Source organism: Stenotrophomonas sp. Steno-Z10-BAI, assembly GCF_056393115.1.
Window position 1 is genome coordinate 793366 of sequence record NZ_JBWJOZ010000002.1, and the last position, 24911, is coordinate 818276.

Annotated in this window: 23 protein-coding genes; 9 read left to right on the plus strand and 14 right to left on the minus strand. The window is 67.8% G+C overall.

Translation table 11 applies throughout. The features are described 5' to 3' along the window. The first annotated feature begins 75 nt into the window (after positions 1–75). Positions 76–1125 carry a DUF1176 domain-containing protein gene (locus tag AC06E9_RS08345; RefSeq protein WP_478055874.1) on the plus strand — a complete coding sequence of 350 codons (1050 nt, stop codon included), beginning with the start codon at positions 76–78 and terminating at the stop codon, positions 1123–1125. Between the two features lie 15 nt (positions 1126–1140). Here the strand turns inward: AC06E9_RS08345 and recJ are convergent, their stop codons facing one another. The 7 genes from recJ to dapB all read right to left on the minus strand — a co-directional run bounded on the left by recJ (position 1141) and on the right by dapB (position 10322). After that, entirely contained in the window at positions 1141–2805 is a 1665-nt protein-coding gene (recJ, locus tag AC06E9_RS08350; protein ID WP_478055929.1) for a single-stranded-DNA-specific exonuclease RecJ, read from the minus strand. 155 nt (positions 2806–2960) lie between these two features. Next, positions 2961–3881, minus strand: coding sequence for a phosphoglycerate mutase (locus AC06E9_RS08355; protein WP_461770444.1), 921 nt, complete (start codon positions 3879–3881; stop codon positions 2961–2963). 5 nt (positions 3882–3886) lie between these two features. Further along, the gene (gene greA / locus AC06E9_RS08360; protein WP_183073734.1) at positions 3887–4351 is read right to left on the minus strand and encodes a transcription elongation factor GreA; all 465 of its coding nucleotides are present in this window, start codon (positions 4349–4351) and stop codon (positions 3887–3889) included. A gap of 8 nt (positions 4352–4359) precedes the next feature. Beyond that, positions 4360–7602 carry a carbamoyl-phosphate synthase large subunit gene (carB, locus tag AC06E9_RS08365; RefSeq protein ID WP_478055875.1) on the minus strand — a complete coding sequence of 1081 codons (3243 nt, stop codon included), beginning with the start codon at positions 7600–7602 and terminating at the stop codon, positions 4360–4362. A 54-nt stretch (positions 7603–7656) separates the two neighbouring features. After that, positions 7657–8214, minus strand: coding sequence for a hypothetical protein (locus AC06E9_RS08370; RefSeq protein ID WP_152150721.1), 558 nt, complete (start codon positions 8212–8214; stop codon positions 7657–7659). Then, the gene (gene carA, locus AC06E9_RS08375) at positions 8211–9341 is read right to left on the minus strand and encodes a glutamine-hydrolyzing carbamoyl-phosphate synthase small subunit (protein ID WP_152150719.1); all 1131 of its coding nucleotides are present in this window, start codon (positions 9339–9341) and stop codon (positions 8211–8213) included. Before carA ends, AC06E9_RS08370 begins: the two co-directional genes overlap by 4 nt. A 240-nt stretch (positions 9342–9581) precedes the next feature. Next, complete coding sequence (gene dapB, locus AC06E9_RS08380) at positions 9582–10322, minus strand: 4-hydroxy-tetrahydrodipicolinate reductase (RefSeq protein WP_152150717.1); 741 nt, start codon at positions 10320–10322, stop codon at positions 9582–9584. A 94-nt stretch (positions 10323–10416) separates the two neighbouring features. Here dapB and AC06E9_RS08385 point away from each other — a divergent pair, with 94 nt between their 5' ends. Next, positions 10417–11178 (plus strand): 3-oxoacyl-ACP reductase, encoded by a 762-nt coding sequence (locus AC06E9_RS08385; protein WP_121036684.1) that lies wholly within the window; start codon positions 10417–10419, stop codon positions 11176–11178. A gap of 35 nt (positions 11179–11213) precedes the next feature. On the opposite strand, the gene AC06E9_RS08390 is transcribed toward AC06E9_RS08385, so the two are convergent. From AC06E9_RS08390 to AC06E9_RS08400, 3 genes are read right to left on the minus strand one after another with little or no spacing between them, the layout of a single operon-like run. After that, positions 11214–11468: a DUF6587 family protein gene (locus AC06E9_RS08390; RefSeq protein ID WP_121036683.1), complete on the minus strand. Its 255-nt coding sequence runs from the start codon at positions 11466–11468 to the stop codon at positions 11214–11216. Beyond that, a complete protein-coding gene (gene feoB, locus AC06E9_RS08395; protein WP_121036682.1) occupies positions 11468–13327 on the minus strand; it encodes a ferrous iron transporter B in 1860 nt (619 codons plus the stop codon). The genes AC06E9_RS08390 and feoB overlap by 1 nt, the downstream gene beginning before the upstream one ends. Next, positions 13324–13581 carry a FeoA family protein gene (locus tag AC06E9_RS08400; protein ID WP_121036681.1) on the minus strand — a complete coding sequence of 86 codons (258 nt, stop codon included), beginning with the start codon at positions 13579–13581 and terminating at the stop codon, positions 13324–13326. Before AC06E9_RS08400 ends, feoB begins: the two co-directional genes overlap by 4 nt. Before the next feature lie 114 nt (positions 13582–13695). Here AC06E9_RS08400 and AC06E9_RS08405 point away from each other — a divergent pair, with 114 nt between their 5' ends. From AC06E9_RS08405 to AC06E9_RS08435, 7 genes are all read left to right on the plus strand, one after another. Then, a complete protein-coding gene (locus AC06E9_RS08405; RefSeq protein ID WP_121036680.1) occupies positions 13696–14484 on the plus strand; it encodes an enoyl-CoA hydratase-related protein in 789 nt (262 codons plus the stop codon). Between the two features lie 11 nt (positions 14485–14495). Continuing rightward, positions 14496–14882, plus strand: a complete 387-nt coding sequence (locus tag AC06E9_RS08410; RefSeq protein WP_282261354.1) for a VOC family protein — start codon at positions 14496–14498, stop codon at positions 14880–14882. Positions 14883–15050: 168 nt separating this feature from the next. Further along, a complete protein-coding gene (locus tag AC06E9_RS08415; RefSeq protein ID WP_121036678.1) occupies positions 15051–15944 on the plus strand; it encodes a hydroxymethylglutaryl-CoA lyase in 894 nt (297 codons plus the stop codon). Further along, entirely contained in the window at positions 15941–18529 is a 2589-nt protein-coding gene (locus AC06E9_RS08420; RefSeq protein ID WP_152150711.1) for a sensor domain-containing protein, read from the plus strand. The genes AC06E9_RS08415 and AC06E9_RS08420 overlap by 4 nt, the downstream gene beginning before the upstream one ends. Before the next feature lie 52 nt (positions 18530–18581). Next, on the plus strand, positions 18582–19352 hold the full coding sequence (locus AC06E9_RS08425; RefSeq protein ID WP_121036676.1) for an SDR family NAD(P)-dependent oxidoreductase: 771 nt from the start codon (positions 18582–18584) through the stop codon (positions 19350–19352). Positions 19353–19420: 68 nt separating this feature from the next. Beyond that, entirely contained in the window at positions 19421–19987 is a 567-nt protein-coding gene (gene yeiP / locus AC06E9_RS08430; RefSeq protein ID WP_121036675.1) for an elongation factor P-like protein YeiP, read from the plus strand. Positions 19988–20057: 70 nt separating this feature from the next. Further along, a complete protein-coding gene (locus AC06E9_RS08435) occupies positions 20058–20438 on the plus strand; it encodes a hypothetical protein (protein WP_478055876.1) in 381 nt (126 codons plus the stop codon). 60 nt (positions 20439–20498) lie between these two features. Here the strand turns inward: AC06E9_RS08435 and AC06E9_RS08440 are convergent, their stop codons facing one another. The 4 genes from AC06E9_RS08440 to AC06E9_RS08455 form a co-directional block, all read right to left on the minus strand. After that, positions 20499–21242, minus strand: a complete 744-nt coding sequence (locus AC06E9_RS08440) for an MliC family protein (RefSeq protein ID WP_478055877.1) — start codon at positions 21240–21242, stop codon at positions 20499–20501. A 103-nt stretch (positions 21243–21345) separates the two neighbouring features. After that, the gene (locus AC06E9_RS08445; RefSeq protein WP_478055878.1) at positions 21346–23160 is read right to left on the minus strand and encodes a DUF7844 domain-containing protein; all 1815 of its coding nucleotides are present in this window, start codon (positions 23158–23160) and stop codon (positions 21346–21348) included. Further along, entirely contained in the window at positions 23160–23456 is a 297-nt protein-coding gene (locus AC06E9_RS08450) for a DUF2388 domain-containing protein (protein ID WP_282261365.1), read from the minus strand. Before AC06E9_RS08450 ends, AC06E9_RS08445 begins: the two co-directional genes overlap by 1 nt. Positions 23457–23517: 61 nt before the next feature. Then, positions 23518–24906 (minus strand): FAD-binding oxidoreductase, encoded by a 1389-nt coding sequence (locus AC06E9_RS08455; protein WP_478055880.1) that lies wholly within the window; start codon positions 24904–24906, stop codon positions 23518–23520. Positions 24907–24911 lie beyond the last annotated feature (5 nt).

Below are 24911 nucleotides of genomic sequence, written 5' to 3' on the forward strand. Positions count from 1 at the left end.
CTGTTCCGGTCATGGACGCCTCATCCGTGCTGGGCCAAGATCGCCCTCCACGGATTGATGGACCAAGGATGCCGCATGCGCCTGTTGTTGACCGCCCCGCTGTTGATGGGGCTCACCCTGCCCGGTCACGCCGCCGCCCCCATCGAGGGCGTGACGTTCACCCACCACGACTGGACGCTGGCCTGCGACAACACCCGTACCTGCCGCGCCGCCGGTTATCAGGCCGACGACAATGGCGGCGACCCGGTCTCGATCCTGCTCACCCGCGCGGGCGGGCCGGACCAGCCGGTGCAGGCTGAACTGATGCTCGGCCAATACGACGACAACACCGCCACCCGGCGGCTCAGCCTGCAGATCAACGGCACCTCGCTGGGCCCGATGCAGTTTGATGCCGCCGAGGGCACCGCCACCTTTTCTGCGAAGCAGCTCGCTGCCCTGCTTACCTCGCTGACACGCAACAGCCGCATCGAGCTGATCGGCGACGATGGCGCGCGCTGGAAGGTCTCTGATCAGGGCGCCTCGGCCGTGTTGTTGAAGATGGATGCGTTCCAGGGCCGCCTGGGCACGCCGGGCGCCCTGATGCGCAAAGGCACCCTCGCCGAATCCTCTGTGCCGCCGGCACTGCCGGTGCCGGTCGTGCGGCTGGGCAAGCCGGTGGCGACCCGCCCGGCGGACACCGCGCTGGCCGCATCGCCGGCGCTGCGTGCCGCCCTCGCAGCGGTGACGTCAGCCGACGATTGCGAAGCGCTGGGACCCAGCGGCAGCCTGTCACCCGGCGAGGAACCCGAAGCGCTGACGGTGCAGCGGCTCAGCGCCGACAAGCTGCTGGTGTCACTGAGCTGCTGGCGCGCCGCGTACAACACCGGTGATGGTTACTGGGTGGTCAACGACCGCGCGCCGTACCAGCCGCGGCTGGTCACCACGGCAGCCGTGGGTGATGACGTACGCACCATCCAGGAGGCGCACAAGGGCCGCGGGCTGGGCGATTGCTGGTACTCCACCACCTGGGGCTGGACCGGCACGCAGTTCGTCAGGACCGCCGACAGCAGCACCGGCTTGTGCCGCCTGGTCGCCGCCGGTGGCGCCTGGGAAATGCCGACACTGGTGACGCAGGTGCGCGAATAATCCGCACCCGCCCGGTTACGCGTCGGCGCAGTGCTCCACGATCAGTTGGATCGCGCCACCGCCGCGGTAGTCGTCGCTGACGAGGCGGTACGCGATATGGACGCGGTTGGCCGGCGCGTTGCCGCTCCAGCCGCTGAAGTGGATGGCGCTGACCGGCTCGGCCCGGCCCGGCACGCGCAGGCTCAGTTTCAGGTGTTTCTCTTTGAGGACCTGCCAGCGCGCTACCTGGAAGTGACCATCGAACAGCGGCTCGGGGAAGCCCTGCCCCCACGGCCCGGCCAGGCGCAGCGCCTCGGCGTGGGCGAAATCCAGTTCCTGCGGCAACAGCTCGCCATCGGTCAGCAGCAGCTGCTGCAGCGACAGCGGATCCAGCGTGCGCTCCACCACGTCCACGAAGGCCTGCTCGAACGCGGCCAACTGCGCATGCGGCAGGCTCAGGCCGGCAGCCATGGCGTGGCCACCGAACTTGTCGATCAGGCCCGGGTGCGCCGCGTTGACCAAGGCCAGCGCGTCACGGATATGGAAGCCGGGAATCGAGCGCGCCGAGCCCCGCAGCGAATCGCCGCCGGGCTCTGAAGGTGCGAACGCGATCACCGGCCGGTGCAGCCGATCCTTCATCTTGGACGCCACCAGCCCGACCACACCGGGGTGCCATTCGGCATCGAACAGGCAGGCCGCAACCGGGCGCACGCCCTCGGCGCTGAGCACTGCACGGGACACTGCCAGCTCCGCGTCGTCGGTCATCAGCTGTTGGACCGCACGGCGCTCGGTGTTGATCGACTCCAGCGTCGTGGCGATCTCACGCGCGTGGGCGCGGTCTTCAGTGAGCAGCAGCTCGATGCCCAGTGCCATGTCTTCCAGCCGGCCAGCGGCGTTCAACCGTGGGCCGAGCGCGAAACCAATGTCACTGCCAGTGAGCCGCGAGGCGTCACGACCACTGGCCTCGATCAGCGCCTGCAGGCCGACGCAGCCCTTGCCGCTGCGCAGCCGGCGCAGGCCGGCCGAGACCAGGGCGCGGTTGTTGTCATCCAGCGCGACCAGATCGGCAACGGTGCCCACTGCGACCAGATCCAGCAGGGTCAGCAGGTCCGGCTCAGGTGCCGTGGCGTACGCGCCCTGCTCGCGCAGGTGGCGGCGCAGCGCCATCAACACGTAGAAGATGACCCCGACGCCGGCCAGTGCCTTGCTGGGGAACGCATCGCCGCTGATGTTGGGGTCGACGATGGCATCGGCCGGCGGCAGGTGCTCGCCCGGCAGATGGTGATCGGTGACCAGTACTTTCCAGCCCAGTGCCTTGGCCGCGTTGACGCCGGCATGGCAGGCGATGCCATGGTCGACCGTGACCAGCAGGCCCGGATTGAGCGGGGCCAGTTCGGCCACCAGCGATGGCGACAGCCCATAGCCATGCAGCATGCGGTTGGGCACCGCGTGCACCACATCGCGCGCGCCGAGCATGCGCAGGCCGCGCACCCCGACCGCACAGGCGGTGGCGCCATCGCAGTCGAAATCGCCGACGATCAGGATGCGTTCGTTGTTGGAGATCGCATCGGCCAGCAGCGTTACCGCGGCCTGCATGCTGCCCAGCAGATCCGGCGCATGCAGCTGGGCCAGCTTCGGCTGGGCCTGCGCGGCATCGGTCACCCCGCGCGCGGCGTACAAGCGCTGCAGCAACGGCAACATGGAGGACGGCCACTCGCTGACGGCGGCGGCAGGACGGCGCTGGATACGGGGTGCTTCAGACTGGGTCAAAACGGGCTCGATCGATGACATCCGAGAGCATGATACCGCCCCGCTCCCGTTAGAGCCGGCCGCTGGCCGGCTGTCCTTCGACGCACTCAGAGGTCGTGCAGCTGCACCGGCTTCTTCCAGAACCGCCAGCGCTGGCTCTTGTCGATCTCCACGCGGGCCCCGTCCTCGAAATCCAGCACCAGACGTTTCAATTCCCCGCGTGCGATCGCCGCCAGCAACGGGCGGATCGCCTCATTGCCCAGCTGCTCCAGTGAGCGCAGCTGGCGCAGGTCCACCAGCGCATCCACGGTCTGCTCGCCATCGGCCTGCAGGCCCGCCGCCCTGGCCAGCGCCTGCAGCAGCGCATCGCGGCTGCGGACCTGGGCATGCGCGGTGGTCACGCGCTCAGGCAGCTCACCGCCACCCCAGAACCACAGCGAATTGATCGCGCGCTTGCCGTCGGCCACGCGCTGCTGGTTCCATTCATGCTGGTGCAACACCACCTGTGCCTCGGTCAACAAGGCGCGCCAGCGGCGGCCTGCATCGCCTTCGGGCAGATGGGCGAACAGATCATCGCCGAGCACTTCATCAGGCTCGGCGAATGCGGGCAGCGTGGTGCCCGGCGGCAGCCGCAGGTACCAGCGTGACGGCACCGGGGCATCCAGCACGAAGCCGAACCCGGCAAACAACGGCTGCAACGCCGGCAGCAGGTGCATGACATCGGCCAGATCCGGCCGCAGGGTATCCCCGTGCCCCATCAGGCGTGCGCCATGCATGTCCGGCACCACATTGGCCGGATCGGCCCGCAACCACACCGCCCCATCGGCATCGCCGCCATCCAGCTGGCGGGTCAGGGCGGCGGCGGACCACGCGTCCGGCTGCGTCTGGAAGTGCCGACGCAGCTGGGCGCGTTCGCCCGCCTCGGCGCTGTGGCGCTGCGCACGCCCCAGCGCGTTGGCGACGTCATCGGGCAACGGCGCCGCCGGAAACCGGCTGCGCGCCGGCAGCAACAACGTCGCCGTGGCCATCGCCGTCAGTCCAGGTACTGGACGCTGACGATTTCGTACTCGCGCTGGCCGGCCGGTGCGTCGATGGTGACCGCATCGCCTTCCAGCTTGCCGATCAAGGCACGGGCCAGCGGCGAGGAGATCGCGATCAGGCCCAGCTTGATGTCCGCTTCCAGGTCGCCCACGATCTGGTAGCGCTTCTCTTCATCATTCTCCACGTCCGACAGCTCGACCGTGGCGCCGAACACCACCTTGCTGCCGGCGTTGAGCTTGGTGATGTCGATGATCTCGGCATGCGAAAGCTCACCTTCCAGCTGCTTGATGCGGCCTTCGATGAAGCCCTGCTCTTCGCGCGCGGCGTGGTACTCGGCGTTCTCTTTCAGATCGCCGTGTTCGCGTGCCTCGGCGATCGCCGCGATGACCTTCGGGCGCTTGACCGACTTCAGGTGGTCAAGCTCTTCGCGCAGACGCTGCGCGCCCTTCAGGGTGATCGGTGCTCTCATGCGTTCAACTCCTTGTGCAGTTCCTGCAGCGACCAGACGGGGCCGGTACCGCGGAATTCCAGTGATTGCACCAGCGCCATGGCGCCGGCGATGGTGGTCGAATAGGTCACGCGATGCTGCAGCGCTTCGCGACGGATCGAGAACGAGTCATTGATCGCCGCACGACCTTCGGTCGTGTTGACGATGTAAACGATCTCGCCGTTCTTGATCGAATCGACGATGTGCGGACGGCCTTCGACCACCTTGTTGACGATTTCGCAGGTCATGCCGTGCTCCTGCAGCCACGCGCCAGTGCCACGGGTAGCCACCAGGGTGTAGCCGCGCTCGACCAGTGCCTTGGCGACCGGCAGCACGCGCTTCTTGTCCGGGTCACGGACCGACACGAACGCCTTGCCCAGCGGCGGCGCCTTGATGCCACCGGCTTCCTGCGCACGCGCGAAGGCGGCGCTGAAGCTGCGGCCCACGCCCATCACCTCACCGGTGGAGCGCATCTCCGGCCCGAGGATCGGATCGACGCCCTGGAACTTGGCGAACGGGAAGATCGCTTCCTTGACCGAGTAGTACCCCGGCACGATTTCCTTGGTCGCGCCCTGCTCGGCCAGCGTCTTGCCGGCCATGCAGCGCGCGGCGATCTTGGCCAGCGGCATGCCGGTGGCCTTGGAGACGAACGGCACGGTGCGCGAGGCACGCGGGTTCACTTCCAGCAGGTAGACGATGTCTTCGCCGTTCTCGCCGGTCTGGATCGCGAACTGGGTATTCATCAGGCCGACCACGTTCAGGGCCTTGGCCAGCTCGACCACCTGGCGACGCAGCTCGGCCTGGGTTTCAGCCGACAGCGAGTACGGCGGCAGCGAGCAGGACGAATCACCCGAATGCACGCCGGCTTCTTCGATGTGCTCCATCACGCCGCCGATCAGCACGTTGCCGTCCTTGTCGGCAATGATGTCCACGTCCACTTCCACGGCGTTGTCCAGGAAGCGGTCCAGCAGCACCGGCGAATCGTTGGAGACCTTCACCGCGTCGCGGACGTAGCGGGCCAGATCGGATTCACCGTAGACGATTTCCATCGCACGGCCGCCCAGCACGTAGCTCGGGCGCACCACCAGCGGGTAGCCGATCTCGCGGGCCAGCAGCAGGGCTTCCTGGTCGTTGCGGGCGATGCGGTTCGGCGGCTGCTTCAGGCCGAGCTTGTCGACCAGCTGCTGGAAGCGCTCGCGGTCTTCGGCCAGATCGATGGAGTCCGGCGAGGTGCCGATCACCGGCACGCCGTTGGCTTCCAGCGCGCGCGCCAGCTTCAGCGGGGTCTGGCCACCGTACTGCACGATCACGCCCTTCGGCTGTTCCAGCTCGACGATCTCCAGCACGTCTTCCAGCGTCAGCGGCTCGAAGTACAGGCGGTCGGAGGTGTCGTAATCGGTGGAGACGGTTTCCGGGTTGCAGTTGACCATGATGGTTTCATACCCATCCTCGCGCAGCGCCAGTGCCGCATGCACGCAGCAGTAGTCGAACTCGATGCCCTGGCCGATACGGTTCGGACCGCCACCCAGGATCATGATCTTGTCGCGGTTGCTCGGCGCCGCTTCGCACTCGTCCTCGTAGGTCGAATACAGGTAGGCGGTGCTGGTGGCGAACTCGGCGGCGCACGAATCCACGCGCTTGTATACCGGGCGCACCTTGTGGGCACGACGCAGCGCGCGCACGGCCGCTTCGTTGGTGCCGGTCAGTTCGGCCAGGCGGGCATCGGAGAAACCGGCGCGCTTGAGCTTGCGCAGACGTGCAGCATCGAGTGCGTCGATGCCGTCGGTGGCCACCTCGGCTTCGGCCTGGATGATCTCTTCGATCTGGTCCAGGAACCACGGGTCGATGTGCGACAGCGCGAAGACCTCTTCCACGCTGAAACCGGCGCGGAACGCATCCCCCACGAAGAACAGGCGCTCCGGGCCCGGGGCCTTGAGCTCGCGCTTGATGGTGGTGATGTCGTCTTCGTTGGACAGGTCCAGACCGGTCGGGTCCAGGCCGATCTTGCCGGTTTCCAGGCCACGCAGGGCCTTCTGCAGCGACTCCTGGAAGGTGCGGCCCATCGCCATCACCTCGCCCACCGACTTCATCTGGGTGGTCAGGCGCGCATCGGCGGCCGGGAACTTCTCGAAGGCGAAGCGCGGAATCTTGGTGACGACGTAATCGATCGACGGTTCGAACGAGGCCGGGGTCAGACCACCGGTGATTTCGTTCTTCAATTCGTCCAGGGTGTAACCCACGGCCAGCTTGGCCGCGACCTTGGCGATCGGGAAGCCGGTGGCCTTGGAGGCCAGCGCCGAGGAACGCGATACGCGCGGGTTCATTTCGATCACGACCACGCGGCCGGTGGTCGGGCTGATGCCGAACTGCACGTTCGAACCGCCGGTATCCACGCCGATCTTGCGCAGCACGGCGATGGAGGCATCGCGCAGGCGCTGGTATTCCTTGTCGGTCAGGGTCTGGGCCGGGGCCACGGTGATCGAGTCACCGGTGTGCACGCCCATCGGGTCCAGGTTCTCGATCGAGCAGACGATGATGCAGTTGTCGGCGGTGTCGCGCACCACCTCCATCTCGAATTCCTTCCAGCCCAGCACCGATTCTTCCACCAGCACTTCGGTGGTCGGCGACAGTTCCAGGCCGCGGGTCACGATATCCACCAGCTCTTCGCGGTTGTAGGCGATGCCGCCGCCGCTGCCGCCCAGGGTGAAGCTGGGGCGGATGATGGTCGGGTAGCCGACGCGGGTCTGGATGTCGATCGCTTCTTCCAGCGTGTGCGCCACCGCAGCGGACGGGCACTCCAGGCCGATCTCGCCCATGGCCACGCGGAACAGCTCGCGGTCTTCGGCCATGCGGATCGCGTCGCGCTTGGCGCCGATCAGTTCAACGTTGTACTTCTCCAGCACGCCGTTGTCGGCCAGATCCAGTGCGCAGTTCAGCGCGGTCTGGCCGCCCATGGTCGGCAGCAGCGCGTCGGGCTTTTCCTTGGCGATGATCTTCTCGACCGTCTGCCAGTTGATCGGCTCGATGTAGACGGCGTCGGCCATCTCCGGGTCGGTCATGATGGTGGCCGGATTGCTGTTGACCAGCACCACGCGGTAACCCTCGTCGCGCAGTGCCTTGCAGGCCTGCGCGCCAGAGTAGTCGAACTCACAGGCCTGGCCGATGACGATCGGGCCGGCACCGATGATGAGGATGGTTTTAAGGTCAGTGCGCTTGGGCATTGTCTTCTCTAAGTCTGGACAGCGAGGCAGATGGGGGTGATCGCACGCTGTCGATCAGGAAATATCGTCGGGGTTCAGCGCGATCCGGCACTGGTCCTGCAGTCCTTTCGCCAGCCGCACGCCGATGTCGTCGGGCAGCTCCGATTCGGTGTCGAACGTGGCGATGAAGCGGGTGTACGCCGGGCTGGCCAGGAACGCGGTCACCTCGGCGCGGTCCTTCTCGCTCAGGTTCACGTTGGCCTTTTCCGCCATCGTCGCGGGATTGGCGCCGGCGAAGGCCGAGGACAGGCTCTTGCCGCCGGGCGTCCCCAGGAAGCGCGACCACTCGGCGATCACCTGGTCGCCGTCGTTGCCGAGGCCGGTGATCACCGAATGACGAAACTGCGCATCGAGCAGATTCTGGATCGGCGCATGCGCGCACTGGCGATCGGTCTCGGGCAGGGCCTTGAGCGCCGGCACGTTGTCGATCATCAGCTTGGCCATGTCGGTGCCCAGCGTGCCCATGCTCAACTTCTGCATGACCGCCTGCACCTGCGTATCGGACGCCGGTGCAGCCTGGGCCACACCGGTCAGGCACACCAGCGACAGCAGCAGCGCGGGGCTGCGCATCACGCCTTGGCCTCGGCCATCATCGTCACGAACCGGTCGAACAGCGGACCGACATCGTGCGGGCCCGGCGAGGCTTCCGGGTGGCCCTGGAACGAGAACGCCGGCACGTCGGTGCGGGCGATGCCCTGGTTGGTGCCGTCGAACAACGAGCGGTGGGTCACGCGCAGGGTCGCCGGCAGCGAGGCCTCATCCACCGCGAAGCCATGGTTCTGCGACGTGATCATCACACGGCCGCCGTCCAGATCCTGGACCGGGTGGTTGGCGCCGTGGTGGCCGTGGCCCATCTTGACCGTCTTCGCGCCGGAGGCCAGCGCCAGCAGTTGGTGGCCCAGGCAGATGCCGAAGGTCGGCACCTTTTTCTCCAGGAAGGTCTTGATCGCGGCGATCGCGTAATCGCACGGCTCCGGATCGCCCGGGCCGTTGGACAGGAACACGCCGTCCGGATTCATCGCCAGCACGTCGGCAGCCGGAGTCTGCGCCGGCACCACGGTCAGCTCGCAGCCGCGCTCGGCCAGCATGCGCAGGATGTTGAGCTTGGCGCCGAAGTCATAGGCCACCACCTTGAAACGCGGTGCGGCGTTGACGAAGGCATTGCTGTCCAGATCCAGCTGGCCCTCGGTCCAGGTGTAACGCTTGTCGGTGCTGACCACCTTGGCCAGATCCATGCCCTTCAGGCCCGGGAACTTGCGCGCCGCTTCCAGCGCCGTTTCCACGCTCAGGCCTTCGCCGGCCATCAGCGCACCGTTCTGGGCGCCGCGCTCGCGCAGGATGCGCGTCAGCTTGCGGGTATCGATGCCGGAGATGGCGACCACGCCGCGCTGGATCAGCCAATCCTGCAGCGACACCTGGCTGCGCCAGTTGCTCGGGCGGCGCGGGACATCGCGCACGATCAGGCCGGCCGACCACACCTTGGCCGCTTCATCGTCCTGGTCGGTCATGCCGGTGTTGCCGATATGCGGGTAGGTCAGCGTGACCATCTGCCGGGCGTAGGAAGGATCGGTCAACACTTCCTGATAGCCGGTCATGGCGGTGTTGAACACCACCTCACCGACGGACAGGCCGGGCGCGCCTACGGATTCGCCCTCGAATACGGTGCCGTCTTCGAGGACGAGGATTGCGGCTTGGGTCACGGAAATCTCACTTTGGCTACCGAGGGGTCGCCGAAGTCACGCCTGCGCTTCACGAAAAAGCGGCTGCAAAAAAGCGCGGACTGCGGTTCTGGACCGGTCCGGCTGTCGTGATTCGGCGAGCGGGAATTGTAAAGGCAAGCCGGGTGCGGCGCCAGTATCCGCGTGCAATTGCCCTATTCAGGCCGACGGAGGGCGCAGCGCCGGTTCAGGCGCCCGCCCATCCTGCCCCGAGGCCCCAATTCAGACGGCGGGCGGCGGCGTGGCCCCATCCAGCAGATCCCGGACCCGGTAGCTGCCCGGCGCGCGACCCGGCAGCTGGCTGGCCGCGAACAGGGCCCCACGGGCAAAAATGTCCCGATTGGTGGCACGGTGGGTCAGCTCGATGCGCTCGCCCAGCCCGGTGAACTGGACCAGATGCTCACCCACGATGTCGCCGGCGCGCAGGCTGGCGTAGTGCGGATGCGCCCCGCCCTTCTCCGCCGCCGCGCCCAGGGTCAGGGCCGTGCCGGAGGGCGCGTCCTTCTTCTGGGTGTGGTGGGATTCGACGATGTCGCAGTCCCAGCCGGCCAGTGCAGCGGCAGCCCGCTCGACCAGCTCATCCAGCACCGCCACACCGAGGCTGAAGTTGGAGGCCCAGACCAGTGGAATCCGGCCGGCCGCCCGGATCAGTGCCTGGCGCTGCGCCTCACTGATGCCGGTAGTGCCGGACACGAAGCCCGCACCGCGCTCCACGCACAGCGCCAGCACCGGATCAAAACCCTCGGGCAGGCTGAAATCGATGGCGACATCGAACGGGGGGGCACCAGCCAGCTCGCTGCTGGCGAAATGCGGCACGCCCTCGACCACGCGCTGGGCCGGCGAGCGGCGGTTCACCGCGGCCACCACCTGCAGGGCGGGATTGTCAGCGGCAAGGCGGAGCAGTGCCTGGCCCATGCGGCCGGACGCACCGTGGATGAGCAAACGTAGGGGAGTGGTAGTCATGCATGCAGGCTAGCGGGTGCCGGCGGCGCTGCACAAGAGGAAATCCGCGCACCGCTTGCTACGCTAGCGGGTGGATCCCCATGGCAGCCCCTCCATGCAGCTTTCGCAGCAGCTCGTTCTCGTCACCGGCGGTGCCCGCGGGCTCGGCCAGCATCTGGTCCGCGCCTTCGTCCGCGAGGGCGCACAGGTCGTCATCAACTACCACGCCAGCGCAGAAGCCGCGCAGAAGCTGGCGGCCGAGCTGGGCAGCGCCTGCGTGGCGATCCAGGCCGACGTGACCGACCGCGCCCAGGTCGATGCCCTGTTCGCACAGGCGCGCCAGCACTTCGGCCGTGACATCACCACGGTGGTCAACAACGCACTGGCGGCGTTCTCGTTCAACGGCGATGCGCGCGACAAGGCCGACGTGATCGGCTGGGACGCCTTCAACCAGCAGTTCGAAGGCAGCGTGCGCGGCGCACTCAACACGGTGCAGGCCGCCCTGCCCGGCATGCGCGCGCAGCGCTTCGGCCGCGTGATCAACATCGGCACCAACCTGTTCCAGAACCCGGTGGTGCCGTACCACGACTACACCGCGGCCAAGGCCGCCCTGCTCTCGCTGACCCGCACGCTGGCGGGCGATCTCGGCCCGGACGGCATCACCGTCAACATGCTCTCCGGTGGTCTGCTGCGCACCACGGATGCCAGTGCGGCCACGCCGGAGGCGGTGTTCGACTACATCGCGGCCAACACCCCGTTGCGCAGCGTCACCACCCCGGCCGAGTTCGCCGATGCGGTGCTGTTCTTCGCTTCGCCATGGTCACGCGCGGTGACCGGGCAGAACCTGGTGGTGGATGGGGGGCTGGTGCGCGATTGAGCAATCACGCAGGGCGTGCTCTACCGCCGAGCGCCTCAGTGCCGCTTCGGCGGCGTCGGCCCGCAGCTGTCACAACCACCGCACGCACCACCGCCACCGGTCGCCGGTGGTGCGATCTTCCGGCCCAGCGCCTGCAACCAGGCGGCGCGCTGCGGTTTGACCAACCCCAGCGCGATCGCCCCGCGTGCCTTGCGCACGGTGCCCGGGAACTGCTTCTTCATCACCACCCACGCGCTGACCAGCACGGCCAGCGCGATCACGACGTACTGCAGCAGCAGACCGGTCTCCATCAGCCGCCGCCCAGGGCCACGGTCACCTGGTAGGTGATCAGCGAGGCGATGTAGGCGGCCGCGAACAGGTAGAACGTGGCAAAGCCCATCTGCTTCCACGAGTTGGTTTCACGCTTGATCGTGGCCAGCGTGGAGATGCACATCGGGGCGTAGATGTACCAGACCAGCAACGACAGCGCGGTGGCCAGCGACCAGCCGTCGCTGATCAGCGGGGTCAGCGCCTGGCTGGCGGCATCGTCATCGGCGGCGGACAGCGCGTACACCGTGGCCAGCGAGGCCACCGCCACTTCACGCGCGGCCAGGCCCGGGATCAGTGCAATGCAGATCTGCCAGTTGAAGCCCAGCGGCGCGAAGAACACCGCCATGGCATGGCCGATCTGGCCGGCGAAGCTGTAGTCGATCGCCGGCATGGTCGCGTTTTCCGGCGCCCCCGGGAACGACAGCAGTACCCACAGCAGGATGGTCAGCGCCAGGATGATGCCACCCACGCGCTTGAGGAAGATCATGCCGCGCTCGTACAGCCCCACCGCCAGATCGCGCGGGTGCGGGATGCGGTAGGACGGCAGTTCCAGCATCAACGGATGCTCGCTCTTGTCGCGGCGCCACTTCTTCATTGTCCAGGACATCAGCAGCGCGCTGAGGATGCCGGCCGCGTACAGGCCGAACAACACCAGGCCCTGCTGGTTGAAGACGCCCCAGATCTGCTTCTGCGGGATGAAGGCGCCGATCAGCAGCGCATACACCGGCAGGCGCGCCGAACAGGTCATCAGCGGGGCCACCAGGATCGTGGCGAGCCGGTCGCGCGGGTCCTGGATGCTGCGGGTGGACATGATGCCCGGCACCGCGCAGGCGAAGCTGGACAGCAACGGGATGAACGAGCGCCCGGACAGACCGGCCGCCGCCATCATGCGATCCAGCAGGAACGCCGCGCGCGGCAGGTAACCGGATTCTTCCAACGCCAGGATGAAGGCGAACAGGATCAGGATCTGCGGCAGGAACACGATCACGCCACCCACGCCGGCAATGATGCCGTCGGTCAGCAGGCTGTTGAGCGGGCCTTCCGGCAGCGCGCCACCGATCCAGCCGCCCAGTGCCGCCGTACCGGCCTCGATCAGGTCCATGACCGGCGTCGCCCAGGCATACACCGCCTGGAAGATCAGGAACATCACCACGGCCAGGGTCAGCAGACCGAACACCGGGTGCAGCAGCCAGCGATCCAGTGCGTCATCGATCTTCGCCGTACGTGTCGGCATGCTCACCGAAGCGGCCAGGATGTCGCGCACCTGGGCGTGGTAATCGGCCTCGGCGGCAGGCACCGCCACCGGGGCCTGCAGGTGCGGCACCATCGCGTCCAGGCGCTCGACCAGCCTGGCCGCGCCGTTGCGACGCACCGCCACGGTCTCCACCACGGGCACACCCAGGGCCTGTTCCAGCGCCTGCACATCGATCTTGATGCCGCGGCGCTCGGCCGCATCGACCATGTTCAGGGCCACGATCATCGGCTTGCCCAACTCACGCAGCTCCAGCGCGAAGCGCAGGTGCAGGCGCAGGTTGGTCGCATCGATCACACACAGCAGCACGTCCGGCGCGGCCTCGCCGGGGTAGAAGCCCCGGCACAGGTCACGGGTGATCGCTTCGTCCAGGCTGGCCGGCTGCAGGCTGTAGGCGCCCGGCAGATCCAGCACGGCGAACTCGCGGCCGGACGGCGCACGCAGGCGGCCTTCCTTGCGTTCAACGGTGACGCCGGTGTAGTTGGCCACTTTCTGGCGGCTGCCGGTGAGCTGGTTGAACAGCGCGGTCTTGCCGCTGTTCGGGTTGCCGACCAGGGCGATGCGCAGGGCGTTGCTGGCGGCGCTCATGCGCGGGCCTCCTGGGACTGCAACGCGGTTACCACGATGCGGGCGGCCTCACTGCGGCGAAGCGCGAAACGCGTGAACCCCACCTGCACCAGCAGCGGCTCGGCGCCGACGGGACCACGGGCGACCAGACGCACCTCTTCCCCTTTGACGAAGCCAAGCTCCTTCAGTCGGCGGGCGATCGCATCGTTTGCGTGTGTTTCCTGCACGGACTCCACCACGGCGGAGCTGTACAGCGCCAGATCGGACAACGTCACGGAGCGCCTTCTCGATGATAGGAATGGTTATCAATTCTACCATCGACGCGCCGCGCCATTGCCCGTGACCGATGGCCCGCTATGATCTGTACATGTACTGGAGCAAGCCGACCCATGAGTGATGCACTACGGATTGAACGCAGCGCCTCGGTGCTGACCCTGTGGCTGAACCGCCCGGCCCTGCACAACGCTTTCGACGCCTCGTTGATCGCCCAGCTGACGGCCGCCCTGGAGGCCGCCGGCCGCGACGACCACGTCCGGGCGGTGGTGCTGGCCGGCGAAGGCGCCTCGTTCTCGGCGGGCGCGGACATGCAGTGGATGCGTGGCATGGCCGCCGCCAGCGAGGAGGACAACCGCCAGGACTCGCTCGCCCTGGCCCGCCTGATGCGGACCCTGGATGAGCTGCCCAAGCCGACCATCGCCCGTGTCCAGGGCGCCGCCTTCGGTGGCGGGGTCGGCCTGGTGGCCTGCTGCGATATCGCCATCGCCAGCACCAGCGCCCGCTTCGGCCTGACCGAGAGCCGCCTGGGCCTGCTGCCCGCCGTGATCTCGCCCTATGTCATCGACGCGATCGGCCCACGCCAGTCGCGGCGCTGGTTCGCCACCGGCGAGCATTTCGACGCCGAGACCGCCCTGCGCATCGGCCTGGTCCACCAGCTGATCGAGCCTGAACGGATCGACGAGGCCGTCCAGCGCCAGCTCGGGCTGCTCGACAAGGCCGGTCCGGTGGCCTCTTCCTCTGCCAAGGAGCTGGTCCGGCGGGTCGCGCTGGGCCGCGACCGCGACGCCACCGACCGCGACAACGCGGCCCTGATCGCCCGCCTGCGGGTCTCGGCCGAAGGCCAGGAGGGCCTCGGCGCCTTCCTGGACAAGCGCGCCCCGCACTGGGTCACCCAGGACTGAGGAGAAGCACCATGCTCGACCACGTTGGCATCCGCTGCGGCGATTTCGCGCGCAGCCTGTCGTTCTTCCAGCAGGCCCTGGCCCCGCTGGGCATCGCGGTGGTGATGCAGGTCTCGGCCGCGCAGACCGGCGACCATGACCATGCCGGCTTCGGCCGCAGCGGCAAGCCGGACTTCTGGATCGGCAACGCCCCGGGCGCCCATGGCGGCGTGCACATCGCTTTCAGCGCGGGCAGCCGGGCCGACGTGGATGCTTTCCACCGCGCCGCACTGGCAGCCGGCGGCACGGACAACGGTGCCCCGGGCATCCGCGAGCATTACCACCCCGATTATTACGGGGCGTTCGTGCTCGACCCGGATGGCAACAACATCGAAGCGGTCTGCCACCACCCGGGCTGACCGCTCATCGCCGGCGGGATGGCCGCTTTGTCGCCCATCCCGCGTATCCCCCTTTCGTGGCCTGCCGGGGACCGTGGGCCGCCTTTCGTCTGACAGGAATCTCCGTGATCTCTACCCCGCCCCGCCCCCTGCTGGTCGTCCGTCGCTCCGTTCGCGGAGGGCTGGCGAATGAATGACTTCGTGCGCATCGTCGAGGTCGGCCCGCGCGACGGGCTGCAGAACGAAGCCCAGCCGGTGGCCACCGCCGACAAGATCGAACTGATCCGCCAGCTCTCGCTGACCGGCCTGCGCACCATCGAGGCGACCAGCTTCGTCAGCCCGCGCTGGGTGCCGCAACTGGCCGACGCTGCCGAGGTGTACACCGGCATCGAGCGCCGCCCGGGCATCGACTACCCGGTGCTGGTGCCCAACGAACAGGGTTACGACCGCGCACGCACGGTGGGCGTGCAGGAAGTGGCGGTGTTCACTGCCGCCTCGGAAACCTTCAACCGGACCAACACCAACGCCGGCATCGACGAGTCGCTGGCGCGCTTCGCACCCATCCTTGAGCGGGCCAAAGCCGACGGGGTCAAGGTGCGTGGCTATGTCTCCACCGTACTCGGCTGCCCCTACCAGGGCGAGGTCGCGGTGAGCGAGGTGGTCCGGGTCGCGCGTGCGCTGCATGACATGGGCTGTTACGAAATCTCGCTCGGCGACACCATCGGCGTGGGCACGCCACGCAAGGCGCGCGCGATGCTCAACGCGGTCGCCAGCGAACTGCCGATGGCCGCGCTGGCCGTGCACTTCCATGACACCTATGGCCAGGCCCTGGCCAACATCGATGCCTGCCTGGACGAAGGTGTGCGCGTGGTCGATTCGGCGGTCTCCGGTGCAGGTGGCTGCCCGTATGCCAAGGGCGCCAGCGGCAATGTCGCCAGCGAAGACGTGGTCTACATGCTGCATGGCATCGGCATGCGCACCGGCATCGATCTGCCGGCGCTGGCCGCCACCGGGCGCTGGCTGGCCTCACGGCTGGGCCGCGAGACCGGCAGCAAGACCGGCAGGGCCCTGGCGGCGACATGAAAAGCGGCGGCCCGCGCAAGGACGCTGCGGTGGGTGATCACCTCACCCCCCACGTCCACGCGCTGGCTGCCCTGGAACGCGCCCTGGCCCACTCGCCGGGCGACCTGCGCGGCCTGTTGGAGGAGGTCCAGCAGGCCCTGCAGGAAGCGATGGACGAGCGGCAGCTGGCCCTGCGTCGCTACGCCGCCTTGTTCGATGCCGTCCCGGACCCGGTCAGCATCCTCAGCGAACGCGGCGTGGTGCTGGACCTCAACAAGGCGGGCGTGCGTGCCTATGGCCGCCCCCGTGAGGAGATCGTCGGCCAGCCGATCGAACTGTTGAACCCGGACCTGCCCGGCGACCACCTGGACCCGGTCTGGGAAGCCCTGCATCGAGGCGAGACCTACGTCATCGAAGTCACCAACATGCGCGGCGATGGCAGCCGCTTCCCGGTGGAGGTGCATTCGGCCGGCTTCGAGCACCAGGGCGAGCACTGCATCGTGGCGGTGGCGCGCGATCTGAGCAGCCGCTGGCAGGCCGAATCGCGTTACCGGCTGCTGATGGAATCCATCGACAAGGGCGTGGTCCTGTTTGACCGCCAGTTGCGGGTGGTCTCGGCCAACCCGGCCGCGCACCGCATTCTGGGCACCGCCGGCAATGGCGGCAGCCTGCAGGCGATGCTGGCGCCGGAGGACTGGATCAGCGTGGACGAGCACGGCCACCCGCTCACCCGCGATCAATGGCCCGCCAGTGTCTCGCTGCAGACCGGGCGCATCGTGCGCAGCACCATCGTCGGCCTCTACCACCGCCCGCGCGGCCGGATGATCTGGATCTCCACCACCAACGTGCCGGTATACGGCAACGGGCGCGACGCGCCGGACCACGTGTTCGGGCTGTTCAGCGACATCACCGAGCTCAAGCGCAACAACACCCTGTTCGACCGCGCGCAGTCGCTGGCGCACATCGGCGGCTGGGAGTGGGACCGCGGCCTGCAGCGCCTGTACCTCACTGACGAGGCGACCCGCATCCTCGGCCAGAACCTGCCGATGCGCGACATGGCCGAGCTGCTGGAGTGCCTGCGCGTGGATGATCGCGCGCTGCTGCAGCAGGCGCTGCTGGATGTGATCGACCGGCAGGTGTCCTTCGAACTGGAGCTGCAGGGCCAGCGCAGCGATGGACATTCGTTCTGGGTGCGCATGATCGGCGAAGCCGAGGCCGGCGATGTCGACGCCGCCCGCATCGCCGGCACCGTGCAGGACATCACCGCGCGCAAGCAGGCCGAAGAGACGCTGCGCATCCAGGCGCGCACCGATCCGCTCACCGGCATCATGAACCGCGATGCGGTGCTCAATGATCTCGCCACACGCATGGCCAACCCCACCCATTGCCGGGTGGCCGTGCTGTACATCGATCTGGACCGCTTCAAGATCGTCAACGATCTGCTCGGCCACAACGCCGGTGATGAGCTGCTGATCGATGCCACCCGCCGCATCGCCACGGCGATCGGTACCGAGGGGCTGCTGGCCCGGTTCGGCGGCGATGAGTTCCTGGTGGTCTGCGATACCCGCGACCAGGCCGATCAGCCCGAGCGGCTGGCCGATGCGATCACCCGTGCGTTCAGCACCCCGTTCCGCTTCGGTGCCGACGAATTCCCGGTGACCACCAGCATCGGCATCGCGCGTGCGCCCCAGGATGGGCTGCGCCCGCAGCAGCTGATCCAGAACGCGGACATCGCCATGTACGACTGCAAGCGGCGCACCCGCAACGGCTGGCAGGTGTTCTCGCCCGAGCTGGCCCAGCGCCAGCATGATCGGCTGCAGATCGAGAGCCGGCTGCACCGGGCGCTGGACGACGATGAGTTCCACCTGGTCTACCAGCCGCAGGTCAACCTGCACAGCGGCCAGCTGATCGCCGCCGAGGCGCTGATTCGTTGGCGCAACACGCAGCTGGGCGAACTGCGCCCGGACATCTTCATCGGCCATGCCGAGAGCACCGGCGACATCGTCCGGATCGGCCTGTGGGTGCTGCGCGAGGCGTGCCGGCAGGTGCGCCAGTGGCAGGACGACGGGCTGGGCATCGTGCGGGTGGCGGTCAACGTGTCCTACCGGCAGTTCGTCGGCGAGGATCTGGCCCGGAACGTGCGCGCCGTACTGGACGAATTCCACCTGCCCGGCAGCGCACTGGAGCTGGAGTTCACCGAGCGGGTGTTGATCGAAGACGCCCCGGACACCCTGCGCACCTTCGCGCAGCTGCGCGAGATGGGCGTGCTGTTGACCATCGACGACTTCGGCGAAGGCTACAGCGCGCTGAACTATCTGCGCCGGCTGCCGATCCATGGCCTCAAGCTGAGCCAGCTGTTCGTGGAGGGCGTGCCGACCAACCGCTCGGACGTGGCGGTCTGCGAGGCGGTCTGCGGCATCGCGCGCAGCCTGGGCCTCGGGTTGGTCGCCGAGGGCATCGAATCGGAGGCCCAGCGCCAGTTCCTGACCACGCTGGGGGTCTCGGTCGGCCAAGGCTTCCTGTTCGCCCCAGGGCTGGCGGCGGACGAGTTCGCCCGGCGGCTGGCACTGCGTGCGAAGGTCGCCGTGGGCAGTGCACAACGGTGAAGGCGGCCGCTTCCGCTAGAATCGGCGGTTCTTGAACCAGCGGGATCGTGCAATGCAGCTGTCTTCTGTCCGCGCCGTCATCACCGGCGGTGTCTCCGGCCTTGGCCTGTCCGTGGCCCAGCACCTGGTCGCCCATGGCGGCAAGGTGGCCCTGTTCGATCTCAATGACGACAAGGGCGCGGCCGCCGTGGCCGCGCTTGGCGAAGCCAATGCGCGCTACTACAGCACCAATGTCAGCGACGAAGCCGCCGTGGCCGCGCAGATCGATGCCGCCTGCGACTTCCTGGGCGGGCTGAACACCGCGATCAACTGCGCCGGCATCCTGGGCGCGGGCCGCGTGCTCGGCAAGGAAGCGCCAATGCCGCTGGCCAACTTCCAGGGCACGGTGATGGTCAACCTGGTCGGCAGCTTCAACGTCGCCAAGGCCGCCGCCAACCGCATGCAGCACAACACCCCGGGCGAGGATGGCGAGCGCGGCGTGATCATCAACACCGCCAGCGTGGCGGCCTACGAGGGCCAGATCGGCCAGGCCGCCTATGCCGCCTCCAAGGGCGGCGTGGTCAGCATGACCCTGCCGATGGCCCGCGAACTGTCGCGCTTCGGCATCCGCGTGATGACCATCGCCCCGGGCATCTTCTGGACCCCGATGGTCGATGGCATGCCGCCGGCCGTGCAGGAATCGCTGGCCGCCTCGATCCCGTTCCCGCCCCGCCTGGGCAAGCCGGAGGATTTCGCCGGCCTGGTCGCCTATATCCTGGGCAACACCTATCTCAACGGCGAGACCATCCGCCTTGACGGCGCCGTGCGTCTGGCGCCGAAGTAAGCGAGCACGCAACCCGCTGGGTGCCCGGTTCCGGCACCCGCCACCTCCACGAACCGACCTTCATTCCCATGAAAGCCAGCGACATCAAGAAAGGCAACGTCGTCGAATTCAACAACGGCGTCTACCAGATCCGCGACATCGAACGCAGCTCCCCGCAGGGCCGCGGCGGCAATGTCCGCTTCCGTTTCATCATGTACAGCGTGCCGGGCGGCAACAAGCTCGACTCCAGCTTCGACGCCGACGACAACCTGCCGGAAGTCGAGCTGCTGCGCCGCCAGGCCACCTACTCGTACATGGATGGCGACGCCTTCGTCTTCCTGGATGACGAGGACTACACCCCGTACATGGTCGATGCGGATGTGCTCGGCGATGACGCCGGCTACATCACCGATGGCCTGACCGGCATCTACGTGCAGGTGATCGACGAGACCCCGGTGGGCGTGCAGTTGCCGACCAGCGTGGTGCTGGAAGTGGTCGAAACGCCGCCGGAGCTCAAGGGCGGCACTGCCACCAAGCGCCCGAAACCGGCCAAGCTCAGCACCGGCATCGAAATCATGGTGCCGGAGTACATCGCCAACGGTGAACGTGTGCTGGTCAATACCACCACCGGTGAATTCGCCGGCCGTGCCGACTAAACGGTCTGCACTGATCGTCCTGCTCCTGCTGCTCGCGGCGTGCTCGCCGCGGGCGGTGGAGAGTGAGACATTGGATACCCCGCGCGCACCCACCACGTTGGCTGAGACCGCCCACGGTGAGCGCTGCGACGTCCCGGCGGAGGTGTTCGTGGCCGAGGACATCCGCATGTACTGCGCGATGCCCGGCGATGTGCAGGCCTTCCTGGCGCGCGAAAGCGCGTGCCAGCACTTCGCTGGCGAAGAAGCGTACGACGAAGACCGTGCGCGCGAATTGGCCTACGCGATCCACGAGAGCTGCGACGACCGTGCCCGGCGCTTCAATCAACTCCTGCAGCGCCATGCCGACAACTGCCTGGTGCACACCGAACTGATGCTGCTGGGCACCCGCAATGAGCTGATGCTGGATGCCGACAGCCGGGCGCTGCCCAACCCCTGCCCGCGCGGCATGTGATGGTTCACCGGACGCGCATGCGCGCATCCGGTGCCTTCAACTGAGTCAGAGCTTGCTGGATCAGGGCTTGGCCGCCAACGAGGGCGCGCCGGCAAAATCCCCGCAGCCGTGGTACTGGCGCGCGCCGACCGTGAGCATGGCCGTGGCACCGAAGGCCTGGCCGCTCATGTCGTCCTGGCACACCGTGCGCTGGAAGGTCAGCTTGACCGGGGTGCCATCGGCGGCAGTACCCGACCAGCCGTCACGGCCTTGGGTGGGGCTGGAAATCTCGAGCTTGCGCTCGCCGTAATCCATCTCGATGTGCAGCGCCGGGGTGGCACCCGCACCGACCTGGGCCAGCCAGCCGGGCTCATTGCCGGTCGCGCGGAATCCGCCTGCCGCATCGGCGTCCGTCTCCGCATGGGCGGTCGCATTGGCCGGCGGTGCTTGTCCGCCCTGCTCGCCGGTGCCGGTGCAGGTGCGGTCCGGCTCGCCCTTCAGGATCAGGCTGCCTTCGGTGGTGCCCTTGGTCCACAATTCGTTGCCCTGGCCATCGCCATACTTCGCGCCGGACGCTGCAGGCTGCGAGGACATCGGGAAAGTGCGGTCGCCCACCACCACCGTTGCCGAATCCTGACCGCGGTAAGTGGCATGCACTTCCAGCTCCCCACAGCGGAACGCATACGCGCGCTCTTCAGCAGTGGAGGCATCGATCGGGGGCGGCGCTTCGCTGCCATAGGCGGCGGGGCTGCTCTGGCTGGCCGGTTGGCAGGCGGCGAGTGCGCCGGTAATGGCCAGGCTCAACAACCAGGGGGATGCGCGCATGAGGGACTCCTTGCGATAACGTCGACAACACTTGATCGTACCTGCCGGGCCGTGAGAACAGGTGAAGCGACGCTGACCTCCCGGGCATCGCTGAACACGCGGTTCAGTGCGGTGCGACCCGTCCTTCGTCCTCTCGCGCCAGCGCACGCATGCGCGCACCCAGCCGTACCAGGTTGCTGTCGATCAGGGCCAGTTCGCGTTGCTGTGCCTGTGGCAGGCGGTGTTTGAGCTGCAGCTGCAACGCCTGCCAGGCCGGCACACCCTGTGCACTGAGCCGCGCCGCCGCCTCGCTGGCCTGCGCCCGCTCGTGCGCCGACGGCAGCCCGTAGCCGCCCCCCGCCACCAGTGCGGCCGGGCTGATCAGCTGGCCGGTGTCTTCCAGCAACGCGCGCAGCGTGTCGCGCGCCGCAGCATCTTCTTTGGCCGGATCGCCCAGCAGCCGCTTCAGCACGTCGCGTGCGCGCAGTTCTTCGCGACGCAGGGCGGCCTGTTCCAGCAACAGCAGGGCGGCGGTGGCACGTAGATCACCCTGCTCTACCCAGCGTGCACGCTCGCTGGCCGGCTGCCGCAACCACTCGCCGACGGTTGTCGTGCCCAGCCGTAGCTGCTGGCGCGCCGCATCGAACAACTGCTGGTAGTGATCCTCGGCGGAGGCGAAGTAGTAGCCCTGTCGCGTCGCCTGCCCGCGATCGGCCAGCACGCTGGCGTCGGCCACGCCCTGGCGCTCCAGGCGGGTCAGCAGGCCGCGCGGGGTGAGCCGGTTCAACCCCGGCGAAGCCAGACGTGGCACGCCTTCCTGCAGCAGCTTGCCGGTCTCCACCGCGCAGTTGTTGCTGACGAACAGATAGCGCCCGTCATAGCTCCAGTGCACCTGCGCGACGCGCTCCAGCAGGCTGGCGATGTCCGGCGCATCCAACGCCAACGGCACGGAAGACAGCCCCCGCAGTTCCACCTGTGTGTATTCGTTGATGACCTGGTTGAGCGGCAGCACGAACAGGCGCGAAGGATAGGCACCGGTCAGCCCGCGCCAGCTGGAGATCTGTACATCGCCGACGAAGGCACGGTAGGACAGCACGCGGTGATGGGACAGATCCATCCGGCAGGCCGGCCCACGCGGGCGGCCTGGCGCGCAGATCACCAGGCGCAGCATGCTGTGGCCCCAGCGACTCATCAGCTGGTCATTGCCTTCGGCGAGCAGGTAGTCCACCGCGTAGATCCGGGCCGGATCCAGTTCGAGCAGCGTCGCCGCGCCCGCCTCCTCTTCGGCCTGCATCAACGGCAGACGGGTGTCGCATCCCTCGGCCGGGTCGTTCGGCCCAAGGTGCTCGGCAAACCACGCGGCGACGGCCGGACGGCGGCAGGGGTAATCCGGATCGAGCAGCAGGTGCTCGGCGTTGACCGCCAGGAACTCGGCCGGTCGCGTGCGCTCGTAATCGTCCGGACTGCGCTCGCTGAAGGCATTCGCTGTACGCCCCAGCTTCCACGGGCGTCGCTGCCAGCCGGCCAGGTCACGCAGACGCGCATCGCGCGACCAGCCACCCTGCGGCGAACGATCCAGCACATGGGTCAATTCATGGATCAGCGCGGCTTCGAGCGGGTGTGGCAGCGGTTGATCGTCCTGCACGGTGTCCAGCAACGTGCGCTGCAGGGTGATCGTGCCGTTGCGGGTGCGGCCGTGCACGTGGGCCGGCAGCGTGTCCGACCAGCGCACCTGCACCGGGTGCTGGAAACGTGCCTGCCACGGCGCTGGCAGGCGCGTGTGCACCTGCTGCAGGGCACGCTCGGCGGCCACGATCTGCGCCACGCTCAATCCCTGCGGCTGCAACTCCAGCTGCAGCGCCGCCTGTGCGAACGGCGCGGCGAGCCACGCGATCAGGACCGCCCAGCGCCAGCGGCGGACCTGACCACGCGTTCGCATCAGCGGGCCAGCAGGGTCCTGGCCAGCGCCATGTCACTGGCCTGCTGCTGCGCAACGCTCTGTTCGCGCAGGTGCAGCAGCGCAGCTTCCAGACGGGCACCACGGATCGCACCGTCGCTGGCCACGAAGGCGGCTGCATCATCGCGCGCATCAAGCACGATCTTGTCATCGCCCGAGCTGGACGAACCGGCCGAGGACGCGCCGGAGGCGGAACCGGCAGAGCTGCCGGCAAAACTGGAGGCCATCGCCGACAACGGCAGGGCGAGCACGGCAACAAGCAGGATCGGACGCATCATCGGGGTGTCGTTCGCGGTGGAAAGCACAGAGCGTATAGGCTGCGTGAAATCCTGTCTTGCCTCAGAGGTCGAAGAGCTTGCCGGGATTCAGCAGCGCTTGGGGATCAAACGCACGTTTGACCGCCTTCATCAGTGCGATTTCCGGCGCGCTGCGCGTGCTGTCCAGGTAGCCCTTTTTGACCAGGCCGATCCCGTGTTCGGCCGAGATGCTGCCGTCAAAGCGGGCCAGCACACCGGCGAGCAGCTTGGTGACGTGCTCGCATTGGGTCAGGAACTCCGCCTCGGCGGTCTCGTCCGGCTTGAGCACGTTGATGTGCAGGTTGCCGTCGCCGATGTGCCCGAACCAGACCACCTCGAACTGCGGGTACGCCTGCCCGATCAGCGCCTGGGTTTCGGCGAGGAAGGCCGGCATCGCCGAAATCCGCACCGAGACATCGTTCTTGTAGGGCGTGTAGCGCGCCACCGCTTCGGTGATGCCCTCGCGCAGCCGCCACAGCTGCGCGGCCTGCGCGTCGCTCTGGCTGACCACGCCATCGCTGACCCAGCCGTGCTCCATGCAGTCTTCGAACGCGGCCATCGCGGCGGCTTCCTGCGCCCCGTCGCCGGCAGCGAATTCGGTTACCACGTAATACGGGTGGACCTCGTCGAACGGTGCCTGCGCGCCATGCGCCAGCACATGCCCGAGCGCGCGGTCGGTGAAGAACTCGAAGGCCTGCAGCTGCAGCCGCTCGCGGAAGGCGGCAAACACCTGCATCAACACCTCGAACGAGGGCAGCGCCAGCAGCATCACGTTGCTGGCCGGCGGCGGATCGGTGAGCTTCAAGGTGGCTTCGACGATCACGCCGAGCGTGCCTTCCGAGCCGATCAGCAGCTGGCGGAAGTCATAGCCGCTGGAGTTCTTGATCAGGCCCTTGTTGAGCTCGACCAGCTCACCGGCCATCGTCACCACCTTCAGGCCGGCGATCCACTCGCGGGTATTGCCGTAGCGGATCACGCGGATGCCACCGGCATTGGTGGCGATGTTGCCGCCGATCGAGCACGAACCACGCGCGGCGAAATCCACCGGGTAGATCAGGCCATGCTCGAGCGCCGCGTTGTGCACCGCCTCCAGTGGCATGCCCGCCTGCACGGTCAGGGTGCGGTCGACCGCATCGAAGGCCAGCGGCTTGTTCATCCGCTCCAGGCTGAGCACCAGCTCACCGTGGGCTGCCACCGCGCCGCCGGACAACCCGGTACGGCCACCGGAGGGCACCACGGCCACCCCTTGGGCACTGGCCCAGCGCAGCGTCGCCTGCACCTCTTCCACCGTGCCGGGCAAGGCGATCGCCAGCGGCGCGGGTTTCCAGCGCCGGGTCCAATCGCGGCCGTAATGCTCCAGATCGGCTGGATCGGTCTTCAGGCGCAGCCCGGGGCAAGCGAGCAACAGCGAATCGAGGCGCGGATCGGTCATGGGGC